15 protein-coding genes are annotated in these 15482 nt (G+C 68.7%); 10 read left to right on the top strand and 5 right to left on the bottom strand.

The window, feature by feature from the left end; translation table 11 throughout:
• Positions 1-34: 34 nt before the first annotated feature.
• The 7 genes from ACHFGS_RS11365 (at position 35) to ACHFGS_RS11335 (ending at position 8634) form a co-directional block, all read left to right on the top strand.
• Positions 35-2203: an RNA degradosome polyphosphate kinase gene (locus ACHFGS_RS11365; RefSeq protein ID WP_394280406.1), complete on the top strand. Its 2169-nt coding sequence runs from the start codon at positions 35-37 to the stop codon at positions 2201-2203.
• The gene (locus ACHFGS_RS11360) at positions 2200-3138 is read left to right on the top strand and encodes an NUDIX domain-containing protein (protein ID WP_394280405.1); all 939 of its coding nucleotides are present in this window, start codon (positions 2200-2202) and stop codon (positions 3136-3138) included. Before ACHFGS_RS11365 ends, ACHFGS_RS11360 begins: the two co-directional genes overlap by 4 nt.
• Before the next feature lie 205 nt (positions 3139-3343).
• Positions 3344-4462, top strand: coding sequence for a phosphate ABC transporter substrate-binding protein PstS (locus ACHFGS_RS11355; protein WP_394280404.1), 1119 nt, complete (start codon positions 3344-3346; stop codon positions 4460-4462).
• 80 nt (positions 4463-4542) lie between these two features.
• Positions 4543-5505 carry a phosphate ABC transporter permease subunit PstC gene (pstC, locus tag ACHFGS_RS11350; RefSeq protein WP_394280403.1) on the top strand — a complete coding sequence of 321 codons (963 nt, stop codon included), beginning with the start codon at positions 4543-4545 and terminating at the stop codon, positions 5503-5505.
• Positions 5505-6587: a phosphate ABC transporter permease PstA gene (gene pstA / locus ACHFGS_RS11345; RefSeq protein ID WP_394280402.1), complete on the top strand. Its 1083-nt coding sequence runs from the start codon at positions 5505-5507 to the stop codon at positions 6585-6587. The genes pstC and pstA overlap by 1 nt, the downstream gene beginning before the upstream one ends.
• Before the next feature lie 30 nt (positions 6588-6617).
• Complete coding sequence (pstB, locus tag ACHFGS_RS11340; RefSeq protein WP_394280401.1) at positions 6618-7397, top strand: phosphate ABC transporter ATP-binding protein PstB; 780 nt, start codon at positions 6618-6620, stop codon at positions 7395-7397.
• A gap of 427 nt (positions 7398-7824) precedes the next feature.
• The gene (locus tag ACHFGS_RS11335; protein ID WP_394289479.1) at positions 7825-8634 is read left to right on the top strand and encodes an endonuclease domain-containing protein; all 810 of its coding nucleotides are present in this window, start codon (positions 7825-7827) and stop codon (positions 8632-8634) included.
• Between the two features lie 166 nt (positions 8635-8800).
• On the opposite strand, the gene ACHFGS_RS11330 is transcribed toward ACHFGS_RS11335, so the two are convergent.
• The 5 genes from ACHFGS_RS11330 to ACHFGS_RS11310 all read right to left on the bottom strand — a co-directional run bounded on the left by ACHFGS_RS11330 (position 8801) and on the right by ACHFGS_RS11310 (position 14054).
• Positions 8801-9685, bottom strand: a complete 885-nt coding sequence (locus ACHFGS_RS11330) for an aminodeoxychorismate lyase (RefSeq protein ID WP_394289478.1) — start codon at positions 9683-9685, stop codon at positions 8801-8803.
• 353 nt (positions 9686-10038) lie between these two features.
• A complete protein-coding gene (locus ACHFGS_RS11325; RefSeq protein WP_394278131.1) occupies positions 10039-10677 on the bottom strand; it encodes a DNA-directed RNA polymerase subunit beta in 639 nt (212 codons plus the stop codon).
• Between the two features lie 83 nt (positions 10678-10760).
• Entirely contained in the window at positions 10761-11693 is a 933-nt protein-coding gene (locus ACHFGS_RS11320; RefSeq protein WP_394278132.1) for an anti-sigma factor domain-containing protein, read from the bottom strand.
• The gene (gene sigK, locus ACHFGS_RS11315; RefSeq protein WP_394289477.1) at positions 11690-12277 is read right to left on the bottom strand and encodes an ECF RNA polymerase sigma factor SigK; all 588 of its coding nucleotides are present in this window, start codon (positions 12275-12277) and stop codon (positions 11690-11692) included. Before sigK ends, ACHFGS_RS11320 begins: the two co-directional genes overlap by 4 nt.
• 28 nt (positions 12278-12305) lie before the next feature.
• A complete protein-coding gene (locus ACHFGS_RS11310; protein WP_394289476.1) occupies positions 12306-14054 on the bottom strand; it encodes a cytochrome c biogenesis protein DipZ in 1749 nt (582 codons plus the stop codon).
• A gap of 151 nt (positions 14055-14205) precedes the next feature.
• On the opposite strand from ACHFGS_RS11310, the gene ACHFGS_RS11305 reads away from it, so the two are divergent.
• The 3 genes from ACHFGS_RS11305 (at position 14206) to ACHFGS_RS11295 (ending at position 15393) form a co-directional block, all read left to right on the top strand.
• Entirely contained in the window at positions 14206-14877 is a 672-nt protein-coding gene (locus ACHFGS_RS11305; protein WP_394278135.1) for a fasciclin domain-containing protein, read from the top strand.
• A gap of 142 nt (positions 14878-15019) precedes the next feature.
• A complete protein-coding gene (locus tag ACHFGS_RS11300; protein WP_394278136.1) occupies positions 15020-15202 on the top strand; it encodes a hypothetical protein in 183 nt (60 codons plus the stop codon).
• A 5-nt stretch (positions 15203-15207) separates the two neighbouring features.
• Positions 15208-15393, top strand: a complete 186-nt coding sequence (locus tag ACHFGS_RS11295; protein WP_394278137.1) for a hypothetical protein — start codon at positions 15208-15210, stop codon at positions 15391-15393.
• The last annotated feature ends 89 nt before the right edge of the window (positions 15394-15482 follow it).

Genomic DNA, 15482 nt, shown 5'->3' with positions numbered 1-15482 from the left:
CGCACTGGCCACCCCGCCCTGCAATGATGTGGGGATGATCGACCCCCAGGTACACGACTCCGGACTGGGCGACGCCGACGACGACGACTTCGATGGCGTCGTCGAAGCGTACGACTCGCAGCTGCCCGACAACCGCTATCTCGACCGCGAGCTGAGCTGGCTCGCGTTCAACAAGCGCGTGCTCGAGCTCGCCGAGGACAACAACCTGCCGGTGCTGGAGCGGGCGAACTTCCTCGCCATCTTCGCCAGCAACCTCGACGAGTTCTTCATGGTGCGCGTCGCGGGACTCAAGCGCCGCATCATCACCGGGCTCGCCGTCCCCACGAACGTGGGGCGTTCCCCGCAGGACGTCCTCACCGATCTCTCGACGGCTGCTCACGAGCTGCAGGAGCGCCACGCGCGGGTGTGGTCGGAAGACGTACGGCCCGCCCTCGCCGAGGCCGGCATCGAGGTCGTCTCCTGGGCGGACCTCACCGACGACGAGCGCAGCGACCTGTACGACTACTTCTCGGCGCAGGTGTTCCCCGTGCTGATGCCGCTGGCGGTCGACCCCGCGCACCCGTTCCCGTACATCTCGGGCCTGTCGCTGAACCTCGCCGTGCGCATCCGCAACGCCCGCACCGGACGCCAGGAGTTCGCGCGTCTGAAGGTGCCCCCGATGCTCCCTCGGTTCGTCGAAGTCAAGACGGCGGACGCGCACGTGCGGTACCTGCCGATCGAGGAGCTCATCTCCGAGAACCTCGACGACCTGTTCCCGGGCATGGAGATCCTCGAGCACCACACCTTCCGCCTCACTCGCAACGAGGACATGGTGATCGAGGAGGACGAGACCGAGAACCTCATCCAGGCCCTCGAAGCCGAGCTCCTGCGCCGCCGGTTCGGCCCGCCGATCCGCCTCGAGATCACCGAGGACATGGACGACGTCACACTCGACCTGCTCCTCGACGAGCTCGACATCACCGAGCACGACGTCTACCGGCTCCCCGCTCCGCTCGACCTGCGCGGCCTGTTCGCCCTGTCAGGCATCGACCGTCCGGAGCTGCGCTACCCGGCGCACGTCCCGAAGACGGCAACCCCGTTCCAGCCGGCAGAGCAGAACGGGCGCGCCGACATCTTCGCGGCCATCCGCAAGGGTGACGCCCTCGTGCACCACCCGTACGAATCATTCACGACGAGCGTCGTGTCGTTTCTGCAGCAGGCCGCGCGCGACCCCCATGTGCTCGCCATCAAGCAGACGCTCTACCGCACCTCCGGCGACAGCCCGATCGTCGAAGCGCTGATCGACGCGGCCGAGAACGGCAAGCAGGTGCTCGCACTCGTCGAGGTGAAGGCACGCTTCGACGAAGCGGCCAACATCGTCTGGGCCCGCAAGCTCGAAAAGGCCGGCGTCCACGTCGTCTACGGCCTCGTGGGACTGAAGACCCACTGCAAGCTGCTGCACGTCATCCGCGAGGAGGACGGCGTCCTCCGCAGCTACAGCCACATCGGCACCGGCAACTACAACCCGAAGACGAGCCGCATCTACGAGGACTTCGGCCTGTTCACCGCGAACGAGCAGGTCGGCCGCGACCTCACCCGCCTGTTCAACGAGCTGAGCGGCTACGCGATCGAGAAGAAGTTCAAGCGCCTGCTTGTCGCGCCGCTGCACCTGCGCAAGGGGCTGCTCCGCCACATCGACCACGAACGACGCAACGTGATCGCGGGCAAGCCCGCCTCGGTGCGCATCAAAGTCAACTCGATGGTCGACGAGCAGATCATCGATGCGCTCTACCGCGCGAGCCAGGCCGGGGTGAAGGTCGAGGTCTGGGTGCGCGGCATCTGCTCGCTCCGTACCGACCTGCCCGGCGTGAGCGACAACATCACGGTGCGCTCGATTCTGGGCCGCTACCTCGAGCACTCGCGCATCTTCGCGTTCCACAATGACGGCGACCCGCAGATCTACATCGGCAGCGCCGACATGATGCACCGCAATCTCGACCGCCGCGTCGAGGCGCTTGTGCGGGTCGTGGAACCCGCGCACCTCGCCGAGCTCACCGCCCTCTTCGACCTTGCGATGGCCGACACCACGAGCTCGTGGCACCTCGGCGCGGAGGGCACCTGGACGCGCCACAACACCGACGCCGAGGGCAAGCCGCTCGTCGACCTGCAGGAGAAGACGATGACGCAGGTGCAGCGCCGTCGCCGGGCGCGGGCGGTGCGATGACGGAGACCGCCGTCTACGCCGCCGGCGGGGTCGTCTGGCGCCTCGTCGAGGGCAAGCTCCACGTGCTCGTCGTGCACCGCACCGCCTACGCCGACCTGACCCTTCCCAAAGGCAAGGTCGACCCGGGCGAATCGCTCGCCGAGACCGCCGCGCGCGAGATCTTCGAGGAGACCGGCATCCGTGTCGTGCTCGGCGTGCCAGTGGGTGTCTCGAAGTACCGCCTGCCGAACAAGCGGCAGAAGATCGTCCACTACTGGAGCGCGGAGGCCACCGACGAGGCGATCCGCGCCTCGGCGTTCGTCCCGAACAAGGAGATCGCCGCGATCGAGTGGCTGACACCGCGGAAGGCCCTCGCCCGGCTGAGCTACCCGGTCGACATCGAGATCCTCCAGAACTTCCTCACCTTCGTCGACGACGGCGTGCTCGCCACCTTCCCCATCGCCGTGCTCCGCCACGGCAAGGCGCGCCCCCGCGAGGACTGGGACGGGGCGGATGCCGCGCGTCCGCTGACCGCCCGAGGCACCGCCCAGGCGAAGGCGCTCGTCGGCCCGCTCCAGGCCTTCGGGATCCGCAAGGTCGTCTCAAGCGACGCGGTGCGCTGCGTGAAGACCGTCTCGCCGTTCGCGAAGGCGCTCGGCAAGAAAGTGCAGAAGACACCGCTCATCTCGCAGGACGCGTGGGAGACCGGCGAGTCCGACGCCCGCACGGTGATCGGGAAGCGGGTGAGTGCCCGCACGCCGGTCGTGCTCTGCTCGCACGGCCCGGTCCTGCCGGAGATCCTCACCGAGCTGGCCCTCGCGACCGGCACGCTGCGAGGCTCCTACCTCGGCAGCGCCTCAGCACTCGAGACCGGCGCGTTCAGCGTCGTGCACCTGTCGGCGACCAACCCCGGCTCGGGGATCGTCGCGATCGAGACGCACCAGCCGAAAGTCTGACCGGCTGAGCGTCGCTCTCGGCGACGGATACCACGGCAACGGCATCCCCTCGATCGCGTGAACAGCGGGCAACGCGACGATCCTGTTCGGACGGCCTCCGTTCACCTGTCGTTCACCTCCGTACCGGAGTCTGGACACCGACGGACCATAGCGTCGAGCCCAGCCCCTGCACCGGGGTGTTCCCGAACAATCCGAAGGATCACACGTGAAGCTCAACCGCATCGCCCGCCTGGGCGCTGTCGCAGCCGTCGCCGCACTCTCCCTCACCGCGTGCGCGGCGAACGAGACCCCCGCTCCCAGTGAGCCCCCCGCGGGCGGCTCCGAGACCACGACGCTCTCCGGCACCGTGAAGGCCACCGGCGCATCGTCGCAGGGCGCCGCTCAGCAGGCCTGGACCGCCGCCTTCCAGCAGGCCAACGGTGACGTCACCATCAACTACCAGCCCACCGGTTCGGGCACCGGTCGCGACAACTTCCTCGCCGGCTCCAGCAACTTCATCGGCTCCGACCGCGCGTACAACGCCGAGGAGCTCGCCGCGGGCGGCTTCAACGCCTGCGCCACGGACGAGATCGTCGAGGTTCCGGCGTACATCTCCCCCGTCGCCGTCGTCTTCAACCTTCCCGGTGTCGAGACCCTGAACCTCACGCCCGAGCTCATCGGCAACATCTTCAACGAGAAGATCGAGAAGTGGAACGACCCGTCGATCGCCGAGATCAACGAGGGCGTCGAGCTCCCCGACCTCGCGATCACCCCCGTCTTCCGCGGTGACGCGTCAGGCACCACCGGCACCTTCACCGAGTACCTCGCGTCGGTCGCCCCCGAGGCGTGGCCGTACGAGGACGCCGACGAGTGGCCGGTCGACGCCAAGCGCTCCGAGGCTGCCCAGCAGACCTCCGGTGTCGAGGCCACCGTCAACGCCGGTGAGGGCACGATCGGCTACATCGACGCGTCGCGCGTCGGCGAGCTCGGTTCGGCCGCCGTTCAGGTCGGCGACGACTTCGTCGCTTTCTCGTCGGATGCCGCCGCTCAGCTGGTCGCCGCGTCGCCGCTCGAGGAGGGCCGCGGCGAGGGCGACCTCGTCTTCGCCGTCGACCCCGCCAACGCTCCGGCCGGCTCCTACCCGATCGCGCTGGTGAGCTACCTCATCGGCTGCGTCGAGTACGAGGACGCCGCTGTCGCCGACATCGTGCGCGAGTACTTCTCGTACATCGTCAGCGAAGAGGGCCAGACGGCCGCGAACGAGGCCGCCGGCTCCGCGCCGCTGTCGGCTGAGGTCGCCGAGAAGGCTCAGGCTGCGATCGACCTGATCGGCGCCACCGAGTAATACCCTGGCTGCTGGTGTCCCCGTGCGAACGGGGACACCAGCAGCAGTCACGTTCACCCGCTTCCAACCCGAGGACTGCGATGCCCCCCACCTCCGACCCGGTCACCGAACAGGCGACCCCGAAGCAGGCGATCCGGCGTCGCGGAGACCTCGTCTTCTCACGCACCGCGGTGAGCGCCGGGATCATGATCCTGGTGGTCCTCGCCGCGGTCACCCTCTTCCTCATCGTGGAGAGCGTCCCCGCCCTCACGGGCGACCCGGAGGAGACCCAGTTCCTCAACGGCGAGCCGTTCCTCGTCTACGTGTGGCCGTTCATCTTCGGCACGCTGTGGGCGTCGATCATCGCCCTCGTCGTGGCATCCCCCCTCGCCATCGGCATCGCGCTGTTCATCTCGCACTACGCGCCGCGCCGCATCGCCGCCCTGCTCGGGTACATCATCGACCTGCTCGCAGCCATCCCCTCGGTCGTCTACGGCCTGTGGGGCGCGCTCGTGTTCTCCCAGATGCTGAAACCGTTCTACGTCTGGCTGAACGAGAACTTCGGCTGGATCCCCTTCTTCGCCGGAGCGGTGTCCCCGACCGGCCGCACGATCCTCACGGCATCCCTCGTACTCGCCGTCATGATCCTCCCGATCATGACCGCCATCACGCGCGAGGTCTTCCTGCAGACGCCCGTCCTCCACGAGGAGGCGGCTCTCGCGCTCGGCGCGACCCGCTGGGAGATGATCCGCATGGCCGTCTTCCCGTTCGCGCGCGGCGGCATGGTCTCGGGCGCGATGCTCGGCCTCGGCCGCGCGCTCGGCGAGACCATGGCGGTGACAATGGTGCTCTCGGCCACCGGAGCGGTCACCTTCCAGGTGCTCAACTCCAACAACCCGACGCCGATCCCCGCGAACATCGCCCTCAACTTCGGTGAGGCGTACGGCGACGGCGTGAATGTGCTGATCGCGACCGGCCTCATCCTCTTCCTCGTGACCTTCGCGGTCAACGCCATCGCGCGCTACGTCGTGAACCGCCGCGCCGAGTTCTCCGGAGCGAACTGATGACGACCCTGACCCGCACCAAGACCCCCGTGGGCAACTCGCTCACCGCCGGTCAGCTCCCCAAGTGGATGCCGTGGGCGCTGCTCGCCGGCAGCCTCGTCCTCTCGTGCGCCGCCTTCGCCGTGGTCAACACGGGCGGCTCGCTCACCGACTTCAACATCGCGGGCGCCGTGTTCGTCGGTGTCGTCGTGTTCGCGATCGCGCTCGTCGTGCTCTCGAGCGTCGTCGAGACCCGCCGTCGCGCCGTCGACCGGTTCGCGACCGTCCTCGTCTCGATCGCGTTCGTGATCGCGCTGCTGCCGCTCATCTCGCTGCTGTTCACGGTCGTCACCAACGGCATCGCCCGGTTCGACCTGCAGTTCTTCTCGTACTCGATGCGCAACGTCGTCGGCGAGGGCGGCGGCGCCGTCCACGCGATCTGGGGAACGCTCATCGTCACCGCATGGGCCGCGCTCATCTCGGTGCCGATCGGCCTCATGACCTCGATCTACCTCGTCGAGTACGGCCGTGGCCGCGTCGCGAAGCTCATCACCTTCTTCGTCGACGTCATGACCGGCATCCCCTCGATCGTCGCGGGTCTGTTCATCGTCGCCGTCGTCGCGCTCATCGACCCGGGCCTGAACACCGGCTTCATGGGCTCGATCGCCCTGTCGGTGCTGATGATCCCCGTCGTCGTCCGCTCGAGCGAGGAGATGCTCCGTCTGGTGCCGAACGAGCTCCGCGAGGCGAGCTACGCGCTCGGTGTGCCGAAGTGGCTGACGATCGTGAAGGTCGTCCTCCCCACCTCGATCGCCGGCATCACCACCGGCATCATGCTCTCGATCTCCCGCGTCATCGGCGAGACCGCGCCACTGCTGCTGACCGCCGGCTTCACCCAGTCCCTCAACGTCGACGCCTTCGACGGCCCGATGATGACCCTCCCAGTCTTCGTCTACGACCAGTTCCAGAACCCCGGCACCAACATCCCCGCCGCGCTCGAGCGCGCCTGGGCCGGAGCGCTGACCCTCATCATCATCGTCATGGCGCTGAACCTCATCGCACGCTTCGTCGCGAAGAAGTTCGCCCCCAAGTTCGGCCGCTGACCCGCGGCATCCGACAGAAAGCACCCCGAAGTGTCCAAGAGCATCGAAGTCAACGACCTCAACGTCTACTACAGCGACTTCCTCGCGGTGGAGGGCGTATCCCTCGACATCGAGCCCCGCAGCGTCACGGCCTTCATCGGGCCGTCCGGCTGCGGCAAGTCGACCTTCCTCCGCACCCTCAACCGCATGCACGAGGTCATCCCCGGCGCCCGCGTCGAGGGTGAGGTGCTGCTCGACGGCGAAGACCTCTACGGCCAGGGCGTCGACCCCGTGCTCGTGCGCCGCCAGATCGGCATGGTCTTCCAGCGGCCCAACCCGTTCCCGACGATGTCGATCCGCGACAACGTCCTCGCGGGCGTGAAGCTCAACAACAACCGGATCTCAAAGTCCGACGCCGACGCACTCGTCGAGAAGTCGCTGCGCGGCGCGAACCTCTGGAACGAGGTCAAGGACCGGCTCGAGAAGCCCGGCTCCGGCCTCTCGGGCGGTCAGCAGCAGCGTCTGTGCATCGCGCGTGCGATCGCCGTCTCCCCCGACGTGCTGCTGATGGACGAGCCCTGCTCGGCCCTCGACCCGATCTCGACGTTCGCGATCGAGGAGCTCATCCAGGAACTCAAGAGCGAGTACACGATCGTCATCGTCACGCACAACATGCAGCAGGCGTCGCGCGTCTCCGACAAGACCGCGTTCTTCAACATCGCCGGCACCGGCAAGCCCGGCAAGCTCATCGAGTACGACGAAACCGGCACCATCTTCACCAAGCCGTCCGTGCAGGCCACCGAGGACTACGTCTCGGGCCGCTTCGGGTGACCCCGCGTCGCAGCCGGGGGGCTGCGACGCTGGTGACGCGCCGGCACGGATTCGGGTTCCGTGCCGGCGCGTCTGTTTGTTGGGGGGGCGGTTGCGGCGGGGTGCGGGGCAGGGCGGCGCGGGTGGTTGCGGCGGGATGCGGTGCAGATTGCAATGGATCCCCCACGACACGCGGCATCCGCTGGTCCTGAGCCGGCGCGTCGCCCAGTATCTGTTGCAATCGCGCACGGACTCCTCCCCCGCCTAGACATCGAGGCGGAGTGCAATGGATGCCGCATGACACGCGGCATCCGCTGTCTTGCAGTCTGCGGGCCCCGGGATCTATTGCTCTCGCACCGGCTCCTCCCCCGCGTAGATTCCGGGGCGGGTCTCCACGGGCTGATGGCCGCGAGGCCGCGTCGTGCGCCGAGGCGGCGACGATTGCGGGATGTGCGAGCTCCGGCATCCGATCGTCCGATTGCGGCACCTGCTCGACGACGGGTGGTCGCAGCGGCGGGTGCAGCGCGCGCTGCGGGAGGGTGCGCTGCGGCGTGCGAGGCCGGGCGTCTACGTCGTGCCGGGCGCGTGCGCCGAGGCGGTCGCGGTCGCGCGCCACGGCGGGTCGATGGGGTGCGTCTCCGCGGCGCGACACCGCGGCCTGTGGGTGCTCGACGACGAGCGGATGCCGCATGTGTGGATGCGTCCCGGTGGTCGGTCGTACGACGACCGCTGCGCGTGCACCGAGCACTGGGATGCACCCGCGCCCGGCGAGGACCGCCACGAGCCGTCGCTTGCGCGGGTGCTGCGGCAGGTCCTCACCTGCCACGGCGTCGAGACGTTCTTCGTCGCGCTCGAGTCGGCGCGGCGGCAGCGTCTCCTCGACGGTGACGGGATGCGGTGGCTGAGCGCGCACCTCAACGCCGTGGGCCGGGAGGCGCTCGCTCTCAGCCGCGACGACGCCGACAGCGGGCTGGAGTCGCTTCTGCGCTGGCGGCTCCGGCACCTCGGCCTGGCGGTGAGGACGCAGGTGAGCGTCGCGGGTGTCGGCATCGTCGACGCGCTGATCGGCGATCGGCTGATCGTCGAGGTCGACGGCAGGCAGAATCACGACGGCACCCCGCTGCGCCACAAGGACCTCGTCCGTGATGCGAACGCGGCGATGTGGGGGTACGTCACCCTGCGCTTCGACTATGCGATGGTCGTGCACGACTGGGAGCTCGTCGAAGCGGCGATCCTCGGGGCGCTGGCGCGGCTGTAGGGCGGCAGGGTTCGACGTCGCCGACCGGGATTGCAATGGATGCCGCGGGGCGCGCCGCGGCATCCGTCCCTTGACCGGCGTGTCGAGGTGCATCCATTGCAATCCGGCACGCGGCGGGTGCCGGCCGCGCACGCGCGGGCGCGCGGCAGGTGAGGGCCGTGCCCGGTCAGTCGCGCGGGCTGAGGAGGTAGCGGTTGAAGGATGCCGTGAGCTCGGCGTCGAGCGGGACGGCGTGACCGTCGACGGCGGTGATCGGGGCGGCGAGGCGGACGCTGGAGACGAGCCACGCGGCATCCGCGTCGGTCAGCGCCGCGACGGGGAGCGTCTCGTAGGCGGTCTCGTATCCCTCGGCGGCGAGGTGCTCGAACAGGCTCAGCTGCGTCGTGCCGTGCAGGATGCCGCCATTCGGCGCGGGCGTGACGAACGTGTCGCCGCGACGGATGATGAGCGACGCCGTCGGCGCCTCGAGCACGAACCCGTCGGAGCTCACGAACACCGCATCGTCGGCGCCGCGGCGCTTGGCCTCGCGGATCGCGGCCATGTTCACGGCGTACGACAGCGTCTTCGCCCCGAGTAGCAGCCACGGCGCACGACCGGGCAGATCGATCGAGTACCCACGGTCGAGGACGGCGATCCGGATGCCGCGCGTGCGAGGCTCGGTGAAGTCGGCGGCCGGCGCGACGGTCACCCACGCCGTCGGCGTCGGCCCGTGCTCGACGCCGCGACTGAGGATGAGTTTGATGACCGACTCCCCCTCGCCGCTCGCGGCCTCGGCACGGCGGACGGCCTCGCGCCACTGACCGAGGTGCGGCGCCGGCAGCTCGCAGATCGCGGCGGAGTGCGCGAGGCGCTGCAGGTGCGCCTCGACCTCCTGCGCGTGCCCGTCGACGACCCCGATCGACTCGAAGATCCCGTCGCCGCGCTGCGTGCTCAGCTCGCCGACCGTGAGCGCCGGGGCGGACGGGTCGACCTCGGAGAACGTGTCCGAGAAGTCGGTGCGGGCATCATCGGATGCCGCGGGGTCGATCATCAGAGCGAAGCGCCAAGCCATGGTGCGAGCCTACGCTCGCAGAGCCTCCGACAGCGGGCGCGCGCGGGCGCCTCGACGCGTGTCGCGGGCGGGCTTCCGATGGCATCGACGATGCTCGGGCGACACGCCCGACCCGGCCGGAACCGTCGCCGCAGGAGCCGCGTCAGGGCGCGGAATGCGGATCGAGTGGCATCCGTCGGAATACCCCCGGCGAGGATTCGTTACACTCTTCTAGCCGGGCCGCAGTAACCCCGGGCTCCATCTTCAGCCGCTGCGAGCGGCCACGCGCCGAGAGGCGTTCTGCGGCTCGGCGCTTACTTTTTTCTGCAGGCGATGGCGCCGCAGAGACTGCAGGCGACCACGCCGCGGAATGCTCAGGCGAGGCCGTCGCGTCGCCAGAGGCCGGCAGATGCTGCGAGGTCGCCCGCATACGTGTCGAGGCGCAGCGCCCGCACGGTGAACTGCGACGCCCGCGCGGGTTCGCTCTCGTCGTAGTCGTCGGCGAGGTCGGTCGCGCCGGCGGCGACGACGCGTGAGAAGGATGCCGCGCGCTCCAAAGCCAGCGCGAAGTCGCCGGCGAACACGCCGCGCAGGATCAGGTCGATCAGTGCGACGAGCTCGTCGGGCCCGGCGGGTGCGGGGGCACCGGCGATGACCGGATCGGCCGAGGCGAGCCGCACGCGACCGCGTTCGTAGAGGAGCGCGGAGGTCTCGGGGTCGTCGTGGATCATCAGCTGCAGCAGGTACAGCCGCCAGAGCGTGCCGGGCAGCGACCGGGCGGGCGACTGCGACCACAGCTCGGCGATCGTCGCGATCCCGTGCGCGTCTGTGAACTGCACGAGCCGGTCGATGACCTCGTCGTGCGGCGCCTCGCGCACGCGCGAGAGCAGAGCGGATGCCGTGGCGTGTGCGACCCGGCTGGCCTCAGCGGGATCGTCGGCGGCGAAGTTTCGGTCGAACGAGTCGGGTGAGCGGCGGACCGGTTTGTGGAAGTCACGGGACGCGTCGGACATCACTCCAGGGTACCGGCGGGCCTTCCGCCAAGGGCCGGGGCCGCGGCCGGGCCGGGCCTTCCAGGAGGGTCTCCGGCCGCGCGTCAGGTTTCGTCGCCGGGGTTCGTCGAGATCGCGATGATCGGGTCGGTCGTCGGCGAGCCGTCGGGCGATCCGCCGTCGGCCTCGACGGTCACGGCGATGACGTCGCCGGGTTCGACGGTGCCGTCGAGAAGCGCCGTGATGTCCTGCCCGGGCTCGAAGGTGCCCGCAGCGACGGGGGTCTCGTCGCGGATGATCCACAGTTCGAAGGTGCGGTCATCAGCGATCTCGGGAGTCTCATCCACGGTGAACACGACCTTGCCGACCGTGTCCGACCAGTGCACGGTCGCCTCGTTGCCGTCCTCGAACTGACCGACCACGGTCTCCGCGTCGGGGGCGGCCTCGATCTCCTCGAGCGCCAGCACCTCGACGGGGGTCCGGGCCCGCTCGACGATCGAGCCGACACCCCAGCCGATGCCGACCAGAAGCGCTGCCGATGCGACGAGCGCGAACAGCCCTCGGGTCCAGTTCTTGCGCTGGATGGTCTGCACGACCTCGGTCGGCGGCGCCGTGGGAGCGGCGGGCTCCGCCGCGGCAGCCTCAGCGGCGGGAACGGGCGGAAGCGGCGGGGCCGCGGCATCCGGAGCCTCCGCCGGCGTCACAGAATCAGCGGCATCCGGAACTCCACCAGCAACCGGCGTGTCCGCGGCATCCGGAACGACAGCCGGAACCGGCGCCGGGGCGGCGTCCGCGGCATCCATCGTGAACTGCGGTGTGGTCCCGAGGCGCGCGAGCAGGTTCTCGCGCACCGATTCGGGCGGCGTCTCTTCGCCGAATCCTTCAGCGAGGAAGGCGGCGGTCTGGACATCTGCGTTCGCGAGGTCGGCCCATTCGGGGTGGGCCGCGAGGGCGTCACGGTAGGCGCGCTCGTCTTCGGGAGTCAGCGCGTTCAGCGCGTGTCCGGCCGAGAGTTCGGCGAAGTCCTTCTCGTTCACAGTGTCACCCCCATTTCCTGACGCAAGCGCGACAGTCCGTCGCGCATGCGGGTCTTGATCGTTCCGAGCGGCGTGCCCAGCAGGGCAGCGATCTCGCTTTGGCTGTATCCCCCGAAGTAGGCGAGGGTGAGGGCTTCGCGCTGCGGGTCGGGCAGCGTGCCGAGGGCGCGCATGACGCGACGTCCCTCGATGCGCAGTTCGACCTGCTCGGCTACTCCCTCTTGAGATGTGTGCGCGTCGCGGGCTCCGACGCGCAGGTCCCGGTCGGTGCTCGCTTGCGACGCGCGCACCCGGTCTACGGCCCGACGATGGGCGATCGTCAGGATCCAGCTTCTTCCTTGCCCCTTGTTCGGAGCGAAGGCCGCAGCGGATTGCCACACTTCGAGGAAAACCTCCTGCAGCACTTCTTCGCTCTGCGAGGGATCGACGAGGACCCGCCGGATGAGTCCGAAGACGCGGGACGAGAGCATGTCGTAGAGGTCGGCGAAGGCGGTCTGGTCGCCGCTGGCGACGCGCACCAGCAGGTCGGCGGCATGATCTGCCGCGGGCCCGTCTTCGGGGACGTCTACACCGTCGATAACCATCTCGATAAGCATGCCTTATCCCCCGCTCTCATCCGAATGTGAACGAGTAGACCTGCAGGCCCGGTGACACCTCGAGGTCGAGGATGCCGTCGGTGCTGTCTCCCTTCAGGAGTTCGTACGACCGGGGCGTTCCCGAGACATCGATGACCTTCTCCTCGCCGCCGTCGAGCGTCGCGCGGATCTCGCCTTCGCCGGCGACGACCACGCGGACCTCGGATGCCGTGAAGTCGAGGCGGATGCGTCCGTTCTCCCCCATGGGCTCGGCGTATTGGGTCTCGACGTTCCAGCCGCCGTCGAGGGTGAACGAGTCGCTGGGCTGGCCTTCCGGGAACGTGTAGTCCCGCTCCCCCGCGCGGTACTCGCCGCCGCCGAAGTTGACGTCCTTCGACGACCCGAGGAACGTTTCCCGCGTGGTGGACCCGACATCGGGAGTGGTGTCTTCGACGTCGGTCTCGCCGGGCAGCTGCGCCGAGGGGTCGGCATCCGTCAACAGTTCGCGGATCATCTTCTCGGTCGCGGCGTAGTTGCCCTCGCCGAACGAGATGTGCCGCACGGTGCCCTCGGCGTCGATCAGGTAATGGGCGGGCCAGTACCGGTTGCGGTAGTTGGTCCACGTGGAGAGCGTGTTGTCGAGGGCGACGGGGTACTCGATGCCGAAGTCCTCGACCCCGGCCTTCACATTGCCGGCATCCTTCTCGAAGGCGTACTCCGGCGAATGGATGCCGATGACGTTCAGCCCCGCGTCGCGGTAGGTCTCGTCCCACGCGACGACGTGCGGGATGGAGCGCTGGCAGTTGATGCAGGAGTACGCCCAGAAATCGATGAGGACGACCTCGCCCTTCAGATCGTCGAGCACTATCCCCTCGCCGTTCGGAGTGTTCAGCCACTGCTCGATACCTCTGATCGAGGGCGCGGTGCCGCAGGATTCGAGCTCTTCGGCGCCGTTGGTGCACTTGTCGAGGTCTTTGTTCTCGTCGTTGACGAGGCCGCCGAGGTTGAGTGCCTCCCGCGCCTGCTCGTTCTCGGTGAGGTCGCGCTGCAGCCCTGCGGTGTAGTCGGGCAGCAGGCGCTGCAGCTGCTGGGGAACGTTGAAGACGAGGCCGACGGCGAGCGCGATCATCGCAATGCCCGCGGCGATGCGGAAGCCGCGCTCGCGGCTGCGGAAGGCGCGGATGCGCTCGACGACGCTGCGGCCGGCGAGCGCGAAGATGAGCAGCGGCACGGCGACGCCGATCGCGAACGACGTGGTGAGCAGGACGGTGTCGAGGCCGATCTGGCCGGTGGCGCCGGCGACGATGATCGCGGCGAGGACGGGGCCGGCGCAGGGCACGAAGACAGCGCCGAGCGCGAGGCCCACGCCGAAGCCGCTGCCCTGGTTCTTGACCTCCTTCTTGGGCACCCAGGAGAAGGGCTTCTCGAGGAGCTGCTCGAAGCCGGGGAAGAGAAGGCCGACGCCGATGATGAGGAGAACGCCGATCGCGACCCAGCGGATGATGTCCTGCGGCAGGTTCAGGACGCCGAGGATGAGCGAGCCCGCGAGGGTGACGATCGTGAAGCTGATGACCAGGCCGAGGATGACGAGGTAGGGCCGGCTGCGTTTGGCGGGCAGGGTGCGGGTGCGCTGCGCGGTGGCGGTTCCGCCGCCGGCGGCGTCGCCCTGCTCGTAGGTCGCCGACTGCGCGCCGCCGGTGAGGAAGATGACCGGGAGCACCGGCAGGATGCACGGCGAGATTCCGGTGATGAGCCCGCCGAGGAGGCCGATGAGGATGAGGTCCATGGGGTGTCCCGTCTGTCACAGGAGGTTCGCCACGGGTGGGCATTCGGATTGATTCCGAAAAAACTTGACAGACGAGCAATCCGATTCCGGAAGGGTCTCCGAAGACCTGTCATCGCCGCCGCAGAGGGCGGTCACACATCTGGAGGCAATCATGCTCAGCACGACGAAGAAGATGACAGCAGCACTCTCCCTCACCCTGGCCGGGGCATTCGTCCTCGCCGGATGTTCGATGGGCGCTTCCGACACCGAGACCGATGAGGCGATGGAACCCTCGGCTCCCATGGAGTCCACCGCTCCCGAGGAGACCGACGAGGGCATGATGGACCCCGCCGCGAACCTCGTGGGCCCCGGCTGCGCCGACTACGCCGAGCAGGTCCCGGACGGTGCGGGCTCGGTGCAGGGCATGTCGCAGGACCCGGTTGCGGTCGCGGCATCCAACAACCCGCTCCTGACCACGCTGGTCTCGGCGGTCAGCGGTGAGCTGAACCCCGACGTGAACCTGGTCGACACCCTCAACGGTGACGAGTTCACCGTGTTCGCTCCCGTCGACGAGGCGTTCGGCAAGATCGACGCCGCCACCATCGAGACCCTGAAGACCGACAGCGACCTGCTGTCGTCGATCCTCACCTACCACGTCGTTCCCGGTCAGGTGGAGCCGGCCGACATCGCCGGCACCCACACCACCGTGCAGGGCGCCGACCTCGAGGTCACCGGCTCGGGTGACGAGCTCATGGTCAACGACGCCATGGTCATCTGCGGTGGCGTTCAGACCGCCAACGCGACCGTCTACCTCATCGACACGGTGCTGATGCCCCCGATGTGATCTCGGTCTCACCGATACCGGCGGCGTCGTCGGAGCTCTGCGGGCTCCGGCGGCGCCGCTTTTCTTCGTCTCCCCCGCGTGGCGTGGAGATCTCCCGCACACGACGGATGCCGTTGCCGCGCCGCCTCGGTAGCGTCGAAGCGTGACCAACGCAGAGAGCCAGGAGAAGCCCACGTCCACCACCGGCGTCGGAGTCGGCATCGGTCTCGCGCTCGGCGCCGGACTCGGACTCACCGTGTTCGACGACCTCGCGACCGGCACCGCGATCGGCGTTCCGCTCGGCCTGATCTTCGGGATGCTGTACGACCGCCGCCAGAACGGCTGAGTCTCGTGACCGACAAGCGGAAAAAGAAGTCGAGCAAGGGTGACGGGCTGGCTCTGGGGATCGCGCTCGGGATCCCGATCGGCGGCACAATCGGTCTGCTCTTCTTCGACAACTTCGCGCTCGGCATCGCCTTCGGCCTGCCGCTCGGCCTTCTTCTCGGGTCGATGTATGACACCAAGAAGAGGCGCTGACTGGCGGATGCCATCCGCTCCGCCTATTAGGCTGGATCGCTGAGGGCCTCTAGCTCAGTCGGTAGAGCATCGGACTTTTAATCCGAGTT

The sequence above is a fragment of the Microbacterium sp. genome, from assembly GCF_043427715.1.
In the GTDB taxonomy this organism is placed as follows: Bacteria; Actinomycetota; Actinomycetes; order Actinomycetales; family Microbacteriaceae; genus Microbacterium.
Note: the sequence above shows the minus strand (reverse complement) of the source record. Positions and strands in the feature narration are given on the sequence as shown.

Excerpts from the sequence above, each read along its gene's own strand:
- ACHFGS_RS11335 (WP_394289479.1), top strand. The coding sequence starts at position 7,825 with ATGTGCGAGCTCCGGCATCCGATCGTCCGATTGCGGCACCTGCTCGAC.
- sigK (WP_394289477.1), bottom strand. The coding sequence starts at position 12,277 with ATGGTTATCGACGGTGTAGACGTCCCCGAAGACGGGCCCGCGGCAGAT.
- ACHFGS_RS11330 (WP_394289478.1), bottom strand. The coding sequence starts at position 9,685 with ATGGCTTGGCGCTTCGCTCTGATGATCGACCCCGCGGCATCCGATGAT.
- ACHFGS_RS11360 (WP_394280405.1), top strand. The coding sequence starts at position 2,200 with ATGACGGAGACCGCCGTCTACGCCGCCGGCGGGGTCGTCTGGCGCCTC.
- pstA (WP_394280402.1), top strand. The coding sequence starts at position 5,505 with ATGACGACCCTGACCCGCACCAAGACCCCCGTGGGCAACTCGCTCACC.
- ACHFGS_RS11310 (WP_394289476.1), bottom strand. The coding sequence starts at position 14,054 with ATGGACCTCATCCTCATCGGCCTCCTCGGCGGGCTCATCACCGGAATC.
- pstC (WP_394280403.1), top strand. The coding sequence starts at position 4,543 with ATGCCCCCCACCTCCGACCCGGTCACCGAACAGGCGACCCCGAAGCAG.
- ACHFGS_RS11325 (WP_394278131.1), bottom strand. The coding sequence starts at position 10,677 with ATGTCCGACGCGTCCCGTGACTTCCACAAACCGGTCCGCCGCTCACCC.
- ACHFGS_RS11365 (WP_394280406.1), top strand. The coding sequence starts at position 35 with ATGATCGACCCCCAGGTACACGACTCCGGACTGGGCGACGCCGACGAC.
- ACHFGS_RS11305 (WP_394278135.1), top strand. The coding sequence starts at position 14,206 with ATGCTCAGCACGACGAAGAAGATGACAGCAGCACTCTCCCTCACCCTG.